At 57.9% G+C, this 17,732-nt stretch carries 17 protein-coding genes; 10 read left to right on the top strand and 7 right to left on the bottom strand.

Annotated elements, in window-relative coordinates:
* Nucleotides 1-22 precede the first annotated feature (22 nt).
* The 3 genes from fae to A936_RS13085 are packed head-to-tail and all read left to right on the top strand — an operon-like array spanning nucleotide 23 to nucleotide 3,021.
* Nucleotides 23-526 (top strand): formaldehyde-activating enzyme, encoded by a 504-nt coding sequence (gene fae / locus A936_RS13075; protein WP_008458495.1) that lies wholly within the window; start codon nucleotides 23-25, stop codon nucleotides 524-526.
* 9 nt (nucleotides 527-535) lie between these two features.
* Nucleotides 536-1,579, top strand: coding sequence for an aldo/keto reductase (locus A936_RS13080; RefSeq protein WP_008458496.1), 1,044 nt, complete (start codon nucleotides 536-538; stop codon nucleotides 1,577-1,579).
* Nucleotides 1,576-3,021, top strand: a complete 1,446-nt coding sequence (locus A936_RS13085) for an NAD-dependent succinate-semialdehyde dehydrogenase (RefSeq protein WP_008458497.1) — start codon at nucleotides 1,576-1,578, stop codon at nucleotides 3,019-3,021. The genes A936_RS13080 and A936_RS13085 overlap by 4 nt, the downstream gene beginning before the upstream one ends.
* Nucleotides 3,022-3,070: 49 nt before the next feature.
* On the opposite strand, the gene A936_RS13090 is transcribed toward A936_RS13085, so the two are convergent.
* Complete coding sequence (locus tag A936_RS13090; protein WP_008458498.1) at nucleotides 3,071-4,198, bottom strand: multidrug effflux MFS transporter; 1,128 nt, start codon at nucleotides 4,196-4,198, stop codon at nucleotides 3,071-3,073.
* Between the two features lie 93 nt (nucleotides 4,199-4,291).
* Between A936_RS13090 and A936_RS13095 the strand changes: the two genes are divergently transcribed.
* Nucleotides 4,292-5,065 carry an AraC family transcriptional regulator gene (locus tag A936_RS13095; protein ID WP_008458499.1) on the top strand — a complete coding sequence of 258 codons (774 nt, stop codon included), beginning with the start codon at nucleotides 4,292-4,294 and terminating at the stop codon, nucleotides 5,063-5,065.
* Here the strand turns inward: A936_RS13095 and A936_RS13100 are convergent.
* Together A936_RS13100 and A936_RS13105 are read right to left on the bottom strand one after the other, a co-directional pair.
* Nucleotides 5,062-5,682 carry a LysE family translocator gene (locus tag A936_RS13100; RefSeq protein WP_008458500.1) on the bottom strand — a complete coding sequence of 207 codons (621 nt, stop codon included), beginning with the start codon at nucleotides 5,680-5,682 and terminating at the stop codon, nucleotides 5,062-5,064. The two genes, A936_RS13095 and A936_RS13100, sit on opposite strands and share 4 nt — an antisense overlap.
* A 64-nt stretch (nucleotides 5,683-5,746) precedes the next feature.
* Entirely contained in the window at nucleotides 5,747-6,385 is a 639-nt protein-coding gene (locus A936_RS13105; protein WP_008458502.1) for a TetR/AcrR family transcriptional regulator, read from the bottom strand.
* A 65-nt stretch (nucleotides 6,386-6,450) separates the two neighbouring features.
* Here A936_RS13105 and A936_RS13110 point away from each other — a divergent pair, with 65 nt between their 5' ends.
* Nucleotides 6,451-7,647, top strand: a complete 1,197-nt coding sequence (locus tag A936_RS13110; RefSeq protein ID WP_008458503.1) for a TCR/Tet family MFS transporter — start codon at nucleotides 6,451-6,453, stop codon at nucleotides 7,645-7,647.
* A gap of 47 nt (nucleotides 7,648-7,694) precedes the next feature.
* On the opposite strand, the gene A936_RS13115 is transcribed toward A936_RS13110, so the two are convergent.
* Entirely contained in the window at nucleotides 7,695-8,159 is a 465-nt protein-coding gene (locus A936_RS13115; protein WP_008458505.1) for an Lrp/AsnC family transcriptional regulator, read from the bottom strand.
* Nucleotides 8,160-8,267: 108 nt separating this feature from the next.
* On the opposite strand from A936_RS13115, the gene A936_RS13120 reads away from it, so the two are divergent.
* On the top strand, nucleotides 8,268-8,879 hold the full coding sequence (locus A936_RS13120; protein ID WP_008458507.1) for a LysE family translocator: 612 nt from the start codon (nucleotides 8,268-8,270) through the stop codon (nucleotides 8,877-8,879).
* Nucleotides 8,880-8,914: 35 nt separating this feature from the next.
* Here A936_RS13120 and A936_RS13125 read toward each other — a convergent pair whose 3' ends face one another.
* Nucleotides 8,915-10,432 carry a methyl-accepting chemotaxis protein gene (locus A936_RS13125; protein WP_008458509.1) on the bottom strand — a complete coding sequence of 506 codons (1,518 nt, stop codon included), beginning with the start codon at nucleotides 10,430-10,432 and terminating at the stop codon, nucleotides 8,915-8,917.
* A gap of 269 nt (nucleotides 10,433-10,701) precedes the next feature.
* Nucleotides 10,702-11,865 (bottom strand): methyl-accepting chemotaxis protein, encoded by a 1,164-nt coding sequence (locus A936_RS13130; protein WP_008458511.1) that lies wholly within the window; start codon nucleotides 11,863-11,865, stop codon nucleotides 10,702-10,704.
* A gap of 273 nt (nucleotides 11,866-12,138) precedes the next feature.
* Between A936_RS13130 and A936_RS13135 the strand changes: the two genes are divergently transcribed.
* From A936_RS13135 to fabF, 4 genes are read left to right on the top strand one after another with little or no spacing between them, the layout of a single operon-like run.
* On the top strand, nucleotides 12,139-12,681 hold the full coding sequence (locus A936_RS13135) for a winged helix-turn-helix transcriptional regulator (protein ID WP_008458513.1): 543 nt from the start codon (nucleotides 12,139-12,141) through the stop codon (nucleotides 12,679-12,681).
* The gene (locus A936_RS13140) at nucleotides 12,681-13,724 is read left to right on the top strand and encodes an HlyD family secretion protein (protein ID WP_008458515.1); all 1,044 of its coding nucleotides are present in this window, start codon (nucleotides 12,681-12,683) and stop codon (nucleotides 13,722-13,724) included. The genes A936_RS13135 and A936_RS13140 overlap by 1 nt, the downstream gene beginning before the upstream one ends.
* A complete protein-coding gene (locus A936_RS13145) occupies nucleotides 13,721-15,283 on the top strand; it encodes a DHA2 family efflux MFS transporter permease subunit (protein WP_008458517.1) in 1,563 nt (520 codons plus the stop codon). Before A936_RS13140 ends, A936_RS13145 begins: the two co-directional genes overlap by 4 nt.
* A gap of 18 nt (nucleotides 15,284-15,301) precedes the next feature.
* A complete protein-coding gene (fabF, locus tag A936_RS13150; protein ID WP_034809070.1) occupies nucleotides 15,302-16,585 on the top strand; it encodes a beta-ketoacyl-ACP synthase II in 1,284 nt (427 codons plus the stop codon).
* A gap of 174 nt (nucleotides 16,586-16,759) precedes the next feature.
* Here fabF and A936_RS13155 read toward each other — a convergent pair whose 3' ends face one another.
* The gene (locus tag A936_RS13155) at nucleotides 16,760-17,653 is read right to left on the bottom strand and encodes a LysR substrate-binding domain-containing protein (protein ID WP_008458521.1); all 894 of its coding nucleotides are present in this window, start codon (nucleotides 17,651-17,653) and stop codon (nucleotides 16,760-16,762) included.
* Nucleotides 17,654-17,732: the final 79 nt, after the last annotated feature.

Raw genomic sequence — 17,732 nt, forward strand, 5'->3', positions numbered from 1 at the left:
CACGCTTAACAGGAGAAGTCTCGTGGAAATGTATATCGGAGAAGGGTTTGAAGGTAACGGCGTTAACGCCTCGCACATCAACATCATGATTGGCCCACGCAGCGGCGTGGTTGGCCAGGCGTTTTCCAGCAGCCTCGCTTCACCCAGCCAGGGTCATTGCCCGTTTATGGTGGTGATCAAACCTAACGTTCCGGCCAAACCGATGACGCTGTACGTCAACAAAGCGGAAATCAGCGGCGAGCTGCACGGCAATGCCACCTGGGGAGCCTCTCAGGCCGCCATCGCCAAAGCGGTCACCGAAGCACTTCTGGACGGCACGCTGCCGCCGGAAGCAGAAGACAACTGGTGCATCGTCACCGCCAACTGGGTCAATCCCGGCTGCAACGATATCGACGAGGTGTACCACAACAACTACCGCGCCTGCCGCCAGGCCATCCGCGCGGCCATGGGAAAACTACCGCAGCGCAGCCAGATTGCCGACGCCCTGCCGCAGCTCGGTAACCCTTTCTACACCCCAAAAGCCTGAGGAGGCGAAATGGAATACGTCAATCTGGGCCACAGCGGCCTGAAAGTCTCTCGCCTGTGCCTCGGCACCATGAACATGGGCAGCAAACAGTGGAAACCTTGGATTTTTGACGAGTCGCAAAGCGAGCCGCTGATCCGTCACGCGCTGGAATCCGGCATTAACTTTATCGACCTCGCGGACTTCTACTCCAGCGGCGCGGGGGAGGAAGTGGTCGGCAACGTGTTAAAACGCATTGCCCGCCGCGATGACCTGGTCCTCACCACCAAAGTCGGCTACCCCATCGGCACCGGCTTTAACAACCAGGGCCATTCACGCAAACACATCATGGAAAGCATCGACGGCAGCCTGAAGCGCCTCGGCACCGACTACGTCGATATCTACATGCTGCACTACTTCGACGTGAATACGCCTGTCGAAGAGACCTGGGCGGCGATGAACGACATCGTGCGCAGTGGCAAAGCGCGCTACGTCGGCGTTTCCACCATGTACACCTGGCAACTGGCGAAAATCCTTTGGTGCTGCGAGCGCTATGGCTACGCGAAACCCATCAATATGCAGCTGCAGCTGAACTGCGCCTACCGCGAAGAAGAGCGGGAAATGATCCCTTTCTGCCGCGACCAGGGGCTTGGCGTGTCAGTCTTTAGCCCGCTCGCCCGCGGCCTGCTGAGCTGTGACTTTACCTCCGTGCGCAACCAGACCGACTTCTTCACCCAGGAGATGTACGCGGACATCACCTCCCGAAACGTTGCGCAGTCCGTCAGCCATGTAGCCCAGCTGCGCGGCCTGCCTCCGGCACAAATTGCTCAGGCGTGGGTCCTGAACCATCCGGGCGTGGACTGCATGCTGGTTGGCGCAGATTCTGTACAGCAAATTGACAGCGCAATTGCCGCACTCGGCACACCGCTGGATGAAGATGAGCGCTACGAACTGGAGCGTAACTACACGCCGTGCGACGTCATCAACGACTACACCGCAGGCAAACGTATTGCGCGTGAGAGCCGCGCCGCTCGCGGCCTGTTTATCGACAACGTAACCACAAGGAACATCGCATGAGCAGCTTTGACGCACTGGTTCGTACCGGCTGGTACTGCAACGGTGAATGGCGGGACGCCGACGAGCTCTATGCCGTATTAAACCCGGCAACCGATGAAATAGTGGCTCAGGTAGCCAACGCCGGAGCAAAAGAAACCGAGGCAGCCATCGCTGCCGCATACGCCGCCCTGCCCGCCTGGCGAGCATTAACCGCCAAAGCCCGCTCGCAGATCCTCCAGCGCTGGTTCGCGCTGATCATGGAGCATCAGGCCGAACTGGCGGAACTGATGGTCACCGAACAGGGCAAAGTACTGGCAGAAGCCAAAGGCGAAGTGGCCTACGCCGCCAGCTTTATCGAATGGTTTGCCGAGGAAGCCAAACGCGCCAACGGCAAAACCATTCCTTCCACAAAAGCGGGTAACCAAATCCTCACCTTCAAGGAGCCAGTTGGCGTGGTCGCGGCTATTACCCCGTGGAACTTCCCGCTGGCGATGCTGACCCGCAAACTCGGCCCCGCGCTGGCAGCGGGCTGTACCGCCGTGATTAAACCGGCGAACGAAACACCGCTATCGGCCTTCGCGCTTATCGTGCTTGCCGAACGGGCAGGCGTCCCGGCTGGCGTGATTAACGCCGTCACCGGTGATACCGTGGCAATCGGCAGCACGCTGATGGCAAGCCCGACGGTGCGTAAAATCTCCTTCACCGGCTCCACGCCAACCGGCAAGCTGCTGATGCGCCAGGCGGCGGATACCGTGAAAAAACTGTCGCTGGAGCTGGGCGGTAACGCACCGTTTATCGTCTTTGACGATGCGGACATTGACGCCGCCGTAGAGGGTGCGATGGCGGCCAAATTCCGCAACAGCGGGCAAACCTGCGTGTGCGTTAACCGTTTCTACATCCAGGCCGGCGTGTATGAGCAGTTTGTTGAGAAACTCGCTGCCGCCGCGCGGGCGCTGAAAGTTGCCCCTGGCCTGACATCGGGTGCACAGCAGGGGCCGCTGATTCACCAGAAAGCGGTTGAGAAAGTGGAAGCCCACGTGAAGGACGCCCTTGAGCACGGCGCGCGCCTGCTGTGCGGCGGCGAGCGTCACGCCCTCGGCGCATCGTTCTACCAGCCTACCGTGCTGGCCGACGCTACCGAAGCCATGCTGCTGGCCCGCGAGGAAACCTTTGGCCCGCTGGCGGCCTGCTTCCGCTTCAGCGATGAACTGGAGGCGATTGAACGCGCTAATGGCACGCCGTTTGGCCTTGCCGCCTATCTTTATACCCGCGATCTCGCCCGCGCCTTCCGGGTGACACAGCAACTGGAAAGCGGCATGGTCGGCGTTAATGAAGGGATTATCTCCACGGAAGTCGCGCCTTTCGGCGGCGTGAAGGAGTCCGGCCTCGGCCGCGAAGGCTCCGACTGTGGACTAGAAGAGTACCTGGAAACCAAGTATGTGAATCTGGGTGGACTGCTGTAACTGTTGCCTTAGCGATGCGGCCCTCTCCACGAGGAGAGGGCGCAGAGTATTATCTCCGTAAATGTTTCCAACCGATAAGCGTAATGCCCACGGCACATACGATCAGCGTCATATCCAGCCGTTGTCCCCAGCCGGCAACGAAAAGCCCGGCACCAATCAGCACGTAATAGACCAGGCCGAAAAGTGCGCCTGCCGTCCCCCGGCAATCTGAGTAGGCGCTGAGCGCAGTGCCAAGCACCACCGGAATTGCCATCGAAAAGGCCAGCATCACCATAAACATCGGTCCCAGGAACCACGGGCTGGCCGACAGCAGGCCAACGCCCAGGCTCCCGATCAGGCCCCAGATACAGGCGAGGCGTAAAAGCGTGGCTGAACTCGTGCCGCGCTGGATGAGTTGATGGTTAAGCTGCGCGCCAGCCAAAGAGCCAAGCGCCAGCAGGACACCGCTTAATCCAAATGTACCGGGCTCCATGCCAAACCGCTCAAACATAAACGGCGCCAGGCCGTAATAGCTGAACAGGCTCACGTTAAACAGCGCGACCAGCGCCGTTGCACGCCAGATCTGCATATCTTTCAGCATTCGCACCGCGACGCTGGCGATGGGCTGACTCTGATGCTGCGCAGAGCGAGTTTCTTCCAGCCGCCAGGCGCTCCAGATAAAGAGCAGCAGGGCAAGCGCCACAAGAGCATCAAACACTCCCCGGAAACCGCCCCAGGAAACAAGCATCCCGCCCGCCCACAGGCCTATCGCCGGGCTTACCGCCAGAGCAATGCCCATAAAAGCGAAGATCTTTGCCAGCGTCTGCCCGCTAAAGCGGTCCCGGAGTATCGTCTGGGTGACAACCGACCCGGCCGCCGCACCAAAGGCCGCGATAACGCGTGCCGCGAGCAGCAGTCTGAAATCGTGCGCCAGCAGCGCAAGGACCGACCCTACTGCGTAGCATGCCAGGCCCAGCAACAGGGCTGGCTTACGGCCAGCCAGATCGCATACCCGCCCCCAGACCAGAACGCCGAGGGCAAAGCCCGGGAAATAAATGGACAGCGTCCAGGATGCATCCTGCGCGCTGACCGCGAAATACCCGGCAATATCGGTCAGTGCCGGGCTATAAAAGGTTTCCACAATCTGCGGAAACATCAGTAGCGCCGTTAAGAGCGCCATACCGCGATGTGTTTTCACAATACGTCCTCCTCAAAAAGAGGCGCTATTGTAGGAAAACGTCAGATGAATCATTATAAACATTATGACATTTAATATCGGAAATCAGACATTATGAGCTGGCTAAGTGCGGATGCAGAATTTAACCCTGACGCGCTGCATAACGGCGTGATTGGCGTGCAGGCTGAACTTGGGGATCATGATTCCGGGCTACATCGACACCGGATGGGGCAGTTGCTGTTTACCCGGGAAGGCTGCGTGAAGCTCACGCTGGATGAAGGCCAGGTACTCTCTTTGCTGCCGCCGGGTAAAGTCGCCTGGCTCCCCGGCGGCGTCAGCCATCGGGCAGAAATGAAAAGTAGCGTGGCCTACCGCTCAATCTGGTTTGATATAAAACGTTACCCCACGCTGCCCGCCACCGCGCTGGTGCTCAACGTCACGCCGTTGCTCAACGAACTGCTGGAGAGGATTTCGGCCAGCGCCTGGGAAACGGACTGGGAACAAGGCGCCCCGATGCACATGGCCGCCCTGTGCGTAGCGGAACTGAATGCCGCACAAGAAGTCCCGATGACGCTGCGCTTCCCTCAGGATAAGCGGCTGCGCCACCTGACGGGCGACACGCTGCCGCCGCCGCTCAACGAACTGGCCAGCGTAACCGGCGCAAGCGAGCGCACCATTGGCCGTATTTTCCTCCGGGAAACCGGCCTCTCCTACCAGCCATGGCGGCAGCAGTGGCGTTTAATGAAGGCGGTGGAAATGCTGGCCAGCCACGCGCGGGTTACCGTTGTTGCCTCGGAGCTAGGTTTTTCCAGCGACAGCGCCTTTATCTACTTTTACCGCAGCATGACCGGCCAGACGCCGGGCATGCTGACGGCGAAACAGACTTAACGTCGGCTGATGGCCAGCTTCGCGGCAAAGAGCAGAAACACACAGCCGGTAACGCGATCCATCCACTTCACAACGCCAGGCTTTCTTAGCACGCCGGAAGCGTAGCGCGTGGCAAGAATCAGCGTCAGGGACCACAGCGTGCCAAGCACCGCATGAATAGAAACCAGCAGGAAAGTCCAGAGGATCGGCGAATGGCCGGAGGGGATAAACTGCGGCAGGAAAGAGACGTAGAACACGCCCATTTTCGGATTAAGCACGTTGCCTAACATGCCGCGCAAAAACCAGTTGCTGGCTCGGGTTGAGTCAGCGGAGGCAAGACTAAAACTCTGGCGAGGACGCAAAAGCAGCTGAATACCCAGCCAGCATAAATACGCGGCACCGCACCACTTCAGCAAGGTATAGGCAAATTCAGACACCGCCAGCAGAGCGCCAAGTCCAAAGGCAACCAGCGCCCCCCACACAAAACAGCCTACGTCGATGCCAAGCGCGGCATGAAAAGCTTTTTTGCCCCCTTCGGCGGCGGCAGTTCTCAGGATAAGGGCGGTATCGAGACCAGGGGTAAGCGTGAGCAGAGTGGCAGCTAGCGTGAAAGCAAGAAGCGCATCGGTGACGGACATTTTTCTAACTCCGAAAACGATAAATCTACTGAAATTCAGCTCAGCCGACAATGCCCTGATGCCGTTATTTTTCGCCGTAAACTGTCCCGTTCATTGCCGCGGTAACGCCCGCGGTTCCTCTGTCGATCAGGTCAAGAAATACGGCGGCGGCGGCGGCGTTGCTCAGCGTCTGGCTAAAAGTTCGATGAGCCTGAATCAGCGCCGCGCTCCACGTGGCCAGCACCAGGCCCGCCGCCAGCTGAGTGTGCGGGTCGCTTTTTTCAAGGCCGGCCCCGGCGGCCAGCTCATGCGCCAGCGCCTGGGCAAATTCATCCCGAATCTCTCTGGCTCTCGCTTTCAGTGCCGGGCTGTGCTCAATCGTCGAGACAAACCCCTGCCCCGCCACGGAGAAAGCCACCACCGGGCTATTCTGCTCCACCAGATGGTGAGCAAAGCGACGCAGCGCTTCCAGCGGCCCCGTGTTTTTATCCCGCTGACTCAGCGCACGGCGCAGCATCTGCAACCCTTCTTCTTCGCGGTCGAAGAACATCTCCTCTTTGCGCGGGAAGTGGTTGAACACCGTCATTCTCCCCACCTCTGCCGCCGTGGCGATTTCGTCAATCGTCACCTGTTCAAAGCCCTTTTCCAGAAACAGCCGGGTGGCAACATTAGAAATTTTCTGGCGGGTGGCGAGTCGGTTCAGGGTTCGGCGATCGACGGACATTGACAGGATCCTGCGGAATGGATAATTATGTACTGAGTATATATTGGTACTTAGTACAGGTAAACATGAACAAAGCGCTGGTTGTCATTTTCTCCACTATTTGCCTGGATGCCGTCGGCATCGGCCTGATCTTTCCGATTCTGCCGCGCCTGCTGGAAGAGGTGACACACACCCCGGATATCGCCCACTGGATCGGCATCATGACCGCGCTGTATGCCCTGATGCAGTTTGTTTTCGCCCCGCTGCTGGGGGCGTTGAGCGACAACTATGGTCGCCGCCCCGTGCTGCTCGTATCCCTTATCGGGGCCGCCGTGAATTATTTGATCATGGCCTTCGCCCCGCACCTGTGGATGCTGCTGCTGGGCCGCGCTATCGCCGGGTTGACCAGCGCGAACGTCTCGGTGGCGATGGCTTACATCACCGACGTCACTCCGGCGGATAAACGCGCCCGTCGCTTCGGGCTGTTTAACGCCATGTTTGGGGCCGGGTTTATCATCGGCCCGGTGCTTGGCGGCCTGTTGGGCGATGCCTGGGTGCGGCTGCCGTTTATTGCGGCTGCCGTGCTAAACACCGTTAACCTGCTAATGGCGCTGTTTATGCTGCCGGAATCCCGCGAACCCGCCCGCCAACGGTTCAGCTTTGCCGTACTCAATCCCCTGCAGCCTCTGCGCCGCATTTTCACCCTGAAAGGGCTAATCCCGATTGCGATGGTCTTTTTCATTCTGAGCGCAACCGGCGAAGTATACGGCACCTGCTGGGCGCTTTGGGGGACCGATACTTTCGGCTGGAACGGGCTGTGGATTGGGCTTTCTCTCGGCGCTTATGGCATCTGCCAGACGCTGACGCAGGCGCTGCTTCCCGGCCCGATAACCCGCTGGCTGGGGGAGCGCGGCGCGGTGCTGTTTGGCATTTGTAGCTCGTGTATTGCGCTGACGATGCTGGCCTTTGTGCAAGCAGGCTGGCAGGTGTTTGTGATTATGCCGCTGTTCGGGCTGGGCGGCGTTGGCGCCCCGGCCCTACAGGCGCTAGCCACCCGGAAAGTAGATGAAGCCAGCCAGGGCCAGTTGCAGGGAATTCTGGCCTCGGCGGTCAGCCTCGCGTCTATCATTGCCCCGCTGGGCTTCTCAAGCTTCTACTTTGTGGTGCAGGATTCGTGGCCAGGCGCTATCTGGCTGTCGGTGATTGTGGTGTACGCCGTTGCCGTGCCGCTGGTGTTGTTCAGCACCCGCGGCAAAAGTGAAATACAGCCAATAAGCCCATAAAGCAGCCAGAGAACGATGGCGGAAAAATCACATCGTAACATGCAGGCCTATTTTAATTTCTCCAGCGGAAAGGGCCTGTCCTGTACCACGGTTTTCATCACCAGCGTCGAGCGGAGATGCTGCACACCGGGCATGGCCGATAGTTTTCTGTCATACAGCGCCTGGAACGAAGGCAGGTCCCGGGTTACGACCTGCATCAGATAGTCCGGGTCGCCAAACAGTCTCTGCGCCAGCACAATTTGCGGGATATCTTCCACAGCTTCTTCAAACGCGCTGACGGCCTTTCTGTCCCCTTCTTTGAGCGTCGCAAAGACCAGAGCCACAAAATTAAAGCCCATCTTGCCCGGGTCAAGGTTAGCCCGATAGCCCGTAATGACCCCCTCTTGCTCCAGCGCTCTGAGCCGACGATGGCACGGCGAGAGGCTGAGGTTAACCCGCTCGGCCAGGTCGGTAATGGACAGACGCCCATCGGCCTGGAGTTCAGCAAGAATTTTTCTGTCTACGCTATCCATTTGGAATATTCTCTCTTTTAACAAGAGTTTTGAGCATAACATTGAAAGCCCATTGCCGGGGATTAACCGTATTCTTTCTTTCCCGTTATCCAAGAGAGAAATACCATCATGGCGATGAGCCTTGCCGCAGGATTTTGGCTGGTTTCGTTCCTGCTAATCATCACCCCAGGAGCTGACTGGGCTTACACTATCAGCGCCGGAATCAATGGCCGCAGAATTATTCCCGCCGTGGCCGGACTGATGTCGGGCCATGCTATCGCGACAATCATTGTTGTTGCCGGCGTGGGGGTTCTGCTCGCCGGACATCCGCTCGCTTTATCCGTCCTCACGCTGCTGGGTGCGCTCTATTTGCTCTGGCTTGGCCTCACTATTTTGCGCAGCCCTCCCGGGCTGAACGCCGCCGCTCAGAACAACGGCAACTGGCAACAGTGGGCCATCAAAGGGATGTGTATCAGCGGCCTGAATCCGAAAGTGTTTCTGCTTTTTCTGGCCCTTTTACCGCAGTTTACCGATCCCCAGGGGAAGTGGTCAGTGGCGCAGCAGATGTCCGCTCTGGGTGCGATGCACCTGGTGACCTGTACCCTGATTTATCTCTTGATTGGTTACGGTTCAAGAGCGCTCTTAAGCACCCGCCCTCAGGCCGCTCGCAGGGTGAGTATGCTTTCGGGTGTCCTCATGGTAATCATTGCGCTGCTGCTGATTTACGAGCAGTTGAAATAGCGAAAAAAAGAGGCAGGATACCTGCCTCTGAGGAACTACGCCTGATGTAGGGTGAAGACACGAATACTGTTGAGCAACAAGCCGGACTGCTCAACCAGGGAGGCGTTTTGCTGAGTGGTGGTATCGATCTGCCCCATCGCAGCATTAATTTGCGCGATGCCGTCGCTTTGCTCATGACTCGCGCGGGCAATTTCATCCACCAGCTGCCGCACGCGGGCAACGTTTTCAACGATTTCCTGCATGCCCTCATCCGCTTCCGTGACCAGCTTACGGCCATCGGTGATTTTGTTCACGGACGCGCTAATGATGTCACGAATCTCTTTCGCGGAGGCCGAACTTCTCTGCGCCAGCGTTCTCACTTCCCCGGCTACCACGGCAAAACCGCGCCCCTGTTCACCGGCTCTGGCAGCCTCAACGGCGGCATTTAATGCCAGGATATTTGTCTGGAAAGCAATTCCTTCAATGGCCGCAATGATATCGGTCATCCGGCCTGCATCAGCATGGATTTCGCCCATGGCATCGGCCACCACGTGCATACGTTCGCTGTTGGCCTTGACCATTTCTCCGGACTCATTAAACAGCGTATTCACCCGATGGGCATGACTGGCGGTGCTCTTGATCGTCGACGTTAGCTGCTCTAAGGTCGCGGCAGTTTGTTCGACGCTCGCCGCCTGTTCCTCTGTTCGTGAGGCGAGATCCTGGTTCCCGGCATCAATTTCATCCGCTGCCAGGGCAATACTTTCCGCCCCGCTGCTGACGTTCCTAACCGTACTCCCAAGCGAAGTAATCATTTCCTGCAATGAATGCATGAGCTGCCCCAGCTCGTCCTTCGCATGCACATGTACTTTGGCGGTGAGATCGCCCTGCGCCACCCTGCCGGCAACGTTAACGGCCTGCAGCAGCGGATGCGTAATACTGCGGGTTATGTACCAGGCCGTTGCCGCCCCCAGCGCCACACCCAGCGCCACTAGCAGCAACATGAGCAGCTCATTATTACGGGAGTTTTTCTGAATGCTGGCATGCGTGTTGTCGATAAGCTGTTTTTGGAAATCCAGCAGAGCCTGCAGCCCCTGCCGATATTCTTCGCTTATCGGAATAAAAAGTTCCGAGATATAGCTATCCATGCCCTCATGTTCGCTCAGCTCAGCCCGGGCCAACCCTTCGGAACGAACCTGCAAATACTTTTCACGCACGGGGACAAGATTCGCCAGCAGGTGCTTGCCGGTTTCCAACGCAATCAAAGATGTGAGCTGGGACTGGACCCGGGTGGTGACCGCCGAATTCTGCGCAATGCTGGCGAGCAGTTTCTTACGCAGCATCGCATTTTCAGTTCCCATTGCCGCGATAGCGTTCCCGCTGCTCTTGTCGACCTGCGCCAGCCATTCCTCGACCAGCCTTTCCTTCAGCAAATGCTGGTTAATCATCTCATCGACGGCGTGAACATTATTCCGGCTGAACAGGCTGGCGCCGATACCCATCAGAATCATTAAAAACAACAGCAGAAAAAAACCGCCGCTCAGCCTGACGCCTACACGCAAATTACTTAGTTTCATTCTCGTTCCTTAGAAAACCACATCCCGGAGTGCCCCCGGCGCCTGGCGCGAGGGAATGGCGTGTTTTGTAACCACGTTGTTAACCGATATCGGAGGTCACGGTTATTTCTGCAGGCAAAAACCAGGGGGGAACGGTCGATAAAGCAGCATTTTGGCCCGAAGCAATGCTTTAATGTGATCTGCATCACAATGAAGAAGTCATTGAAAAATAAAAGGCCCTGGCATATTCATGCGTCGAAGCCTTTTATTATTTGCTCTAAAGTTAAAGATTAAAACGCCTGCCAGTGTTCCTCTTCTCTTTTTAACGCCCGGCGCGGTGCCAGCTGGGGCGATAATATTACGCTTGCCTCATCGCTTGCCCCCAAATGCAGGCTGCTGGTTCTTTTTTCCAGCTCGAACACTTGTTTATTCAGCACTTCTGAAGATCCGGCCAGCTCTTCCACCACCGCTACGTTCCCCTGGGTGACTTTCTCCAGTTCGGAGAGCGCCGTGGTAATTTGCTGAATACCTTTTTCCTGTTCGTTGGTGGAGATAAAAATATGCCCCATCAGCGCGTCGATATTTTCTGAACCGGAAACAATATCCTTCATATTTTTTTCCGCTTCGGAGACCAGGCTTGCGCCCTGCAGAACGTTTTGGTTGGTGATATCAATTAACGACTTAATGTTCTTGGCCGATTCCGAGCTTTTATGCGCCAGATTTCTGACTTCACCGGCCACCACCGCAAAGCCTTTGCCGTGTTCCCCGGCGCGGGCGGCTTCCACCGCAGCGTTCAGCGCCAGGATATTGGTCTGGAAGGCAATGCTGTCGATGATGGTAATGATTTCCGTCATCTTGTTGGCGCAGTCGGTGATTGAGGTCATGTTGCTGGTCAGCTTCTGCATCAGGTCACTGCCGTGGTTGGCCGAACGGTGCGCGCCGCTGGTGATATCGCTCAGCTCACGGGTGCTGTCGGCATTGTTTTTTGTCCCGGCGGAAATCTGTTCCATGCTCGATGCCGTCTGAATCAGCATCGCCGACTGCTGCTCGGTTTTCACCGACAGCGTGGCGCTCTGGTGCGCCAGGCTTTCAGAAAGCGCTTTGGCCGACTGGGACGACTTGCGAATATCCATTACCAGGGTAGTAATTTCGGCGGAAAGCGTATTTATGCCCGGAATCAATCGTCCGGCACAATTATTACCAAACTCAGGGATATGCACCGATAAATTCCCCGAATTAATTTCGTCAATGCTCCGCTTAACGTTATTAATGGGCCGTACAAGATATATCGTCATATACGTCCACAGGGAGAAGATTAAGACAACCCAGGCAATATTAAGCATGGCTAAAACAAGCACGCTAGCTGATAAAGCAAATGCTAAGAAATCTATAACTAAAAAGGATATTGCCAAAAAATAGACAATAACGCTTCGAACGCTGGCATTCTTAAGCATAGGTAATCCTGTGCGAGACTTGGGCGGGTATATTATTTATTACCTGGATTTATGGAAAAGCCATCCCATAAAATAAATCAGAATTTAACGCCGACATAAGTCAACTGAAAAGATTTTAAATCCGCACTTTTCGTTTAAGAACGACGCCTTTCTGAATATATCCGTGACGTTACGATCAAGTCACTTTCATCAGCGCTGCATTTAGTAACTTGCATTTTGAAAGTCACTATGCCAATTTGTCACCAGACGATAACCCCGCCCCCGGATCGAACCATGAAAAACGAACCTCTGTGCAGCGCTCCCTGCCCCATTGCCCGCAGTCTTGGCCGTATCGGCGACAGCTGGAGCATCATGATCCTGCGGGATGCCCTGGCAGGTTTTACCCGCTTCGATGAATTCCAGAAGAGCAGCAACGTGGCGCCCAATATTCTTTCGCGCCGCCTGAAAGAGCTGGTTGATGATGGCTTACTGGAGAAGGTTTGCTACAGCAGCTCACCGCCGCGCTACGAATATCACCTCACCCAAAGCGGGCGTGATTTCCGCATGGTGATTCTGGCACTGGCGGAATGGGGCAACCGCCACTTCGCGCCCGAAGGGCGTCAGATGCAGCTGGTGGAGCGCGAAACCCAGCGCCCGGTAGAGCCCATTCTTACCGATAAAGAAACCGGCGAGCTGATTGAGCCGGGAAAATACGCCATGGTGCCGGGTCCAGCGGCCTCACCGATGATGAAATACCGCCACGACTACCTGCAGCGTAAACACGCCGGCGACGCCGGGCTTAAATTCCAGCCAGAACCGTACAGAGAACCCCAGTAATGAACGCCGCCCATAAGAAAAAATTGATCACGCTGACCGTACTTGGTGCCGCGGTGTTGGCGGCCGCAGGCTATGGTACATGGTGGTGGCACAGCGGGCGTTTTATTCAGTCGACTGACGACGCCTACATCGGCGGGGATATCAGCGCCATTTCAACCAAAGTCTCCGGCTACATTCAGCAAATTGCGGTGCAGGACAACACGGCGGTGAAAAAAGGCGACCTGCTGATCCGCATTGACGATCGTGATTACCAGGCCGCGCTGGCGAAAGCCCTTGGGGAAGTTGCCGCCCAGCAGGCTGCGCTGGCGGATATCGCCGCCACGCGCCAGCTACAGCAGGCGACGATTGAAGGTTCCACCGCTTCTTTAGCGGCAGCGGCGGCGGCAACGGACAAAACAGCCAACGACAACCGCCGCTATAACGCCCTGGAAGCCTCGAGCGCCATTTCAGCCCAAATACGCGACAACGCCTCGGCGGATTATCGCCGGGCGCGAGCGGAACAAAGCAAAGCCCTGGCCGACAAAGCCGTCGCCCAGCGCCAGCTCGCGGTGCTTGATGCCCGTGAAAAACAAACCCAGGCCGCGCTGGAACAGGCGCAGGCTAACCTGGCGATGGCGAAGCTGAATCTCAGCTATACCGAAATTCGCGCCCCGTTCGACGGCGTGATCGGTAACCGCCGCGCGTGGACCGGCTCCTTCGTGACCAGCGGCATGCATTTACTGTCGCTGGTGCCTTCCCAGGGGCTTTGGGTCGATGCCAACTTCAAGGAAAACCAGCTGGCGCACATGCGAGCCGGTTTACCGGTGACCGTGGTGGCCGACGTGCTGCCGAACCACACCTTTAAGGGCCACGTTGCCAGCGTCTCTCCGGCGACCGGCTCCCGGTTCAGCATTCTTCCGGCGGAAAACGCCACGGGGAACTTCACCAAAATCGTTCAGCGGGTTCCGGTGCGGATAGCGCTGGAAGGTGACGGCGCAAAACTGGATGTGCTTCGTCCGGGGCTGTCGGTCATCGTTACCGTCGATCAAAAGAGCACGCGATGAGCACCGCCCAGGCCGCACCGATGCCGCAGGGCATCTCTATGCCAATGGCAAAAAAGATCTTCGCTTTTGCCAGCATGTGCGTCGGGATGTTTATTGCGCTGATTGATATCCAAATCGTCTCCGCGTCGCTGCGGGATATCGGCGGCGGCCTTTCGGCTGGGGATGATGAAACTGTCTGGGTGCAAACCAGCTACCTGATCGCCGAGATCATTATTATTCCGCTGTCCGGGTGGCTGGCGCGGGTGATGTCCACCCGCTGGCTGTTTGCCGCCTCGGCGGCAGGCTTCACCCTGATGAGCCTGCTCTGCGGCTGGGCGTGGAATATTCAAAGCATGATTGCCTTCCGTGCCCTGCAAGGGCTGGCGGGCGGCTCGATGATCCCGCTGGTGTTTACCACCGCCTTCGCTTTCTTTCAGGGCAAACAGCGTGTTATTGCCGCCGCGACCATCGGCGGCCTTGCTTCGCTGGCTCCGACGCTTGGCCCCACCGTCGGCGGCTGGATCACCGAGAACTTTAACTGGCACTGGCTGTTCTTTATTAACGTCATCCCGGGGATTTATATCGCCGTCGCCGTGCCGCTGCTGGTGAAGGTGGATAGTCCTGATTTCTCGCTGCTGCGCGGCGCGGACTATTTCAGTATTTTGCTGCTGGCGGCCTCGCTCGGCTGCCTGGAATATACGCTGGAAGAAGGCCCGCGCTGGGGTTGGTTTGATGACAACACCATCGCCACAACCGGCTGGATAGCGCTGCTGTGCGGCATCGCCTTTATTATTCGAACGCTGCGCCACGCCCAGCCGGTGATGGACCTGCGGGCGCTCAAGGACAGAACCTTTAGCCTCGGCTGCTATTTCTCGTTTATGGCCGGGGTGGGCATTTTCGCCACGATCTATTTAACGCCGCTGTATCTCGGCAGCGTACGTGGCTTTAGCGCGCTGGAAATCGGCCTGGCGGTGTTTTCCACAGGCCTGTTCCAGGTGATGTCGATTCCCTTTTATGCCTGGCTGGCAAACCGCGTGGGTCTCCGCTGGCTGCTGATGGCCGGGCTGATCGGCTTTGCCATTTCGATGTACAGCTTCGTGCCGATCACCCACGACTGGGGCGCGGACCAACTGCTGCTGCCGCAGGCGTTTCGCGGCCTTGCGCAGCAGTTCGCCGTCGCGCCTACGGTGACGTTAACGCTGGGCAGCCTGCCGCCCGCGCGGCTTAAGCTTGCCTCCGGGCTGTTCAACTTGATGCGTAACCTCGGCGGCGCTATCGGCATTGCGCTGTGCGGCACGGTGTTGAATGACAGAACCAACCTGCACTACAGCCGCCTGGCCGATCATCTCAATACCGCTAACCTCGCGATGACGGATTTTGTCCAGCGCAGCGCCGCCAGCCTGGCCGCGCAGGGATTGTCCCCGGATGCCGCCACCAGCGGGGCGCTAAAAAACTTGTCCTCCCTGGCACTGCGCGAGGCACGCACTCAGGCATTTTCGGATGCTTTTTACCTGATCATGATAGGTTTTTTGATTGCTGCGATGCTGGTTCCGTTAATGAAAAAGCCGCAGCCACACTGATATTTCAGGAGAATAATGATGGGCGTTTCAGCGAAAAGGATTGTGGTCACAGGTATGGGTATCGTCAGCCCGCTGGGCTGTGGCGTGCAGCATGTCTGGCCGTCGCTGCTGGCGGGAAAATCCGGCATCTCGGCGCTGGATGAGAACGTCGTGGCAGATATCCCCTGCAAAGTGGCCGGTCAGGTGCCGTCCGTAGAACAGGATCCTGAGCACGGCTTTGATCCGCTGGCGACGATCTCCGCCAAAGAACGTAAAAAGATGGATCGGTTCATCGAGTTTGCACTGGTTGCCGCCCATGAAGCGCTCGCCCAGGCGGGCTGGTCTCCAGCTTCGCAGGAAGAGAAAGATCGTACCGCAACGGTGATTGCCACCGGGATCGGCGGCTTCAGCGAAATAGCCAATGCAGTGCGCACCACGGACGAGCGCGGGCCACGTCGCCTGTCGCCGTTTACCATCCCCTCTTTCCTCGCCAACCTTGCCGCCGGGCATGTGTCCATTGCGCACGGCTTTCGTGGGCCGATTGGTGCCCCGGTGACCGCCTGTGCCGCCGGAGCCCAGGCCATTGGCGATGCCGCCCGCTTGATCCGCAGCGGCGAGGCTGATATTGCCCTTTGCGGCGGCGCAGAAGCGGCCATTCACCGCGTCAGCCTGGCCGGATTTGCTGCCGCACGCGCGCTGTCTACCGCCTCCAACGACAATCCCGAAGCCGCCTCACGCCCGTTCGACCGTGACCGGGACGGTTTTGTGATGGGCGAAGGCGCCGGGCTTATCGTGATTGAATCCCTGGAACACGCCATGGCTCGTGGCGCAACGCCGCTGGCTGAGCTGGTCGGGTACGGCACTAGCGCGGATGCCTGGCATTTGACCGCCGGGCCGGAAGACGGCAACGGCGCAAGGCGAGCAATGGAGGCGGCCCTTCGCCAGGCCGGCATTGCAGCCGCGGATGTTGACCATATCAACGCGCACGCAACCTCGACGCAGGTCGGCGACAAAGGCGAGCTGGCGGCGATTAAAGCGCTTTTCGGCACGCTTCCGGTGGCTGTGACGTCAACGAAATCCGCCACCGGCCACCTGCTGGGCGCCGCGGGCGGCATCGAGGCTATATTTACTATTCAGGCATTGCGTGACCAGGTTGTGCCGCCGACGCTGAATCTGCATCACCCCGATGAAGAGGCGGCCGGGCTGGATCTGGTGGCGCTTACCGCCCGGCCGCAGACGCTGCGCTATGCGCTGTCGAACGGGTTTGGTTTTGGCGGCGTGAATGCAAGCCTGCTGTTGAAACGGTGGGAATCCGGGGAATAACCAGACCCTCACCCCGGCCCTCTCCCTGGAAGGAAGAGGGGGAAAACCGACGGAAAATCTCTGCTCGATCCAGTCCCCCTCATCCCTCCTGTACGCTCCGGGGAAAGGGGAGAAACCAAACTCGATCCAATCCCCTCTCCCCTTTGGGGAGAGGGTTAGGGTGAGGGGCAATCATCAGCCACCTGCCTCAAACACCTGCTGCAACCACGCCCTAACCTGCCGCACATCTTCTCTCCGGGCCTTTTCGTGGCTGGTCACAAAATAATAGTTCGCCCCAGGCAGCGCGCCCGGCAGCGCAATATGCAGCAAGCCCTGCTGCAGCGCCCGGCGAATCAGCAGCTCGCTTGCCAGCAAAATCCCCTGCCCGGCTATCGCCGCCTGAATCGCATGGGTTTCGTCGTCAAAATGAATGCCGCTCTGCACATCCAAATCTTCAGGCCCAAAGACGGATTTCCAGTGCTGCCAGCTGGGTTCCGGGCTGGGCACATGCCGGTTATCAATATGAAACAGCGTCATCCCCGCGAGATCCTTCACGCTCCTGAGCTTTAGCTGCGGGCTTGCCACCAGCACAAAGCTGTCGCTATGCAGCAGCGTGCTGTCGAGAGATTCATCGGCCTGCATGCTGTAACGCACCGCACAGTCCGCCATTTTTCCGTGGAGATCGGCCAGCGCTACGCCGCTGTGAAAGCGCAGCTCCAGCGAGGGATGCTGCTGATGTAAAGACGGTAAACGCGGCACCAGCCAGTTAGTCAGGAAGTTCGAAGTAGTGCTGAGCGTGAGCGTGCCGGGCTGAGATATTGTAGCTATGGACTCAACGGCCTCGCGCAGCATGGTGAACATGTTTCCGGAGGCGCGAAACAGAATCTCCCCCGCCGCAGTCAGCGCCACGCCCCGAGCAGAGCGAGTGAATAATCGCTGCTCCAGCGAATCTTCCAGCAGGCGAATTTGGTGGCTGATGGCGGTGGGCGTCACGCCAATTTCTTCCGCTGCCGCTTTAAAGCTGGCGTGGCGTGCCACGGCATCAAAGGCCCGAATGGCCGTGAGTGGCGGGAGTCGACGATTTTTCATGAGTGAATTTAACTCATCCTTGGCTGAATTATATGATTTTGATTGCACCATAAACAAAGGCTTAGCCTGTTATTCACGC

The organism is Enterobacter sp. Ag1 (genome assembly GCA_000277545.1).
GTDB lineage: Bacteria > Pseudomonadota > Gammaproteobacteria > Enterobacterales > Enterobacteriaceae > Cedecea.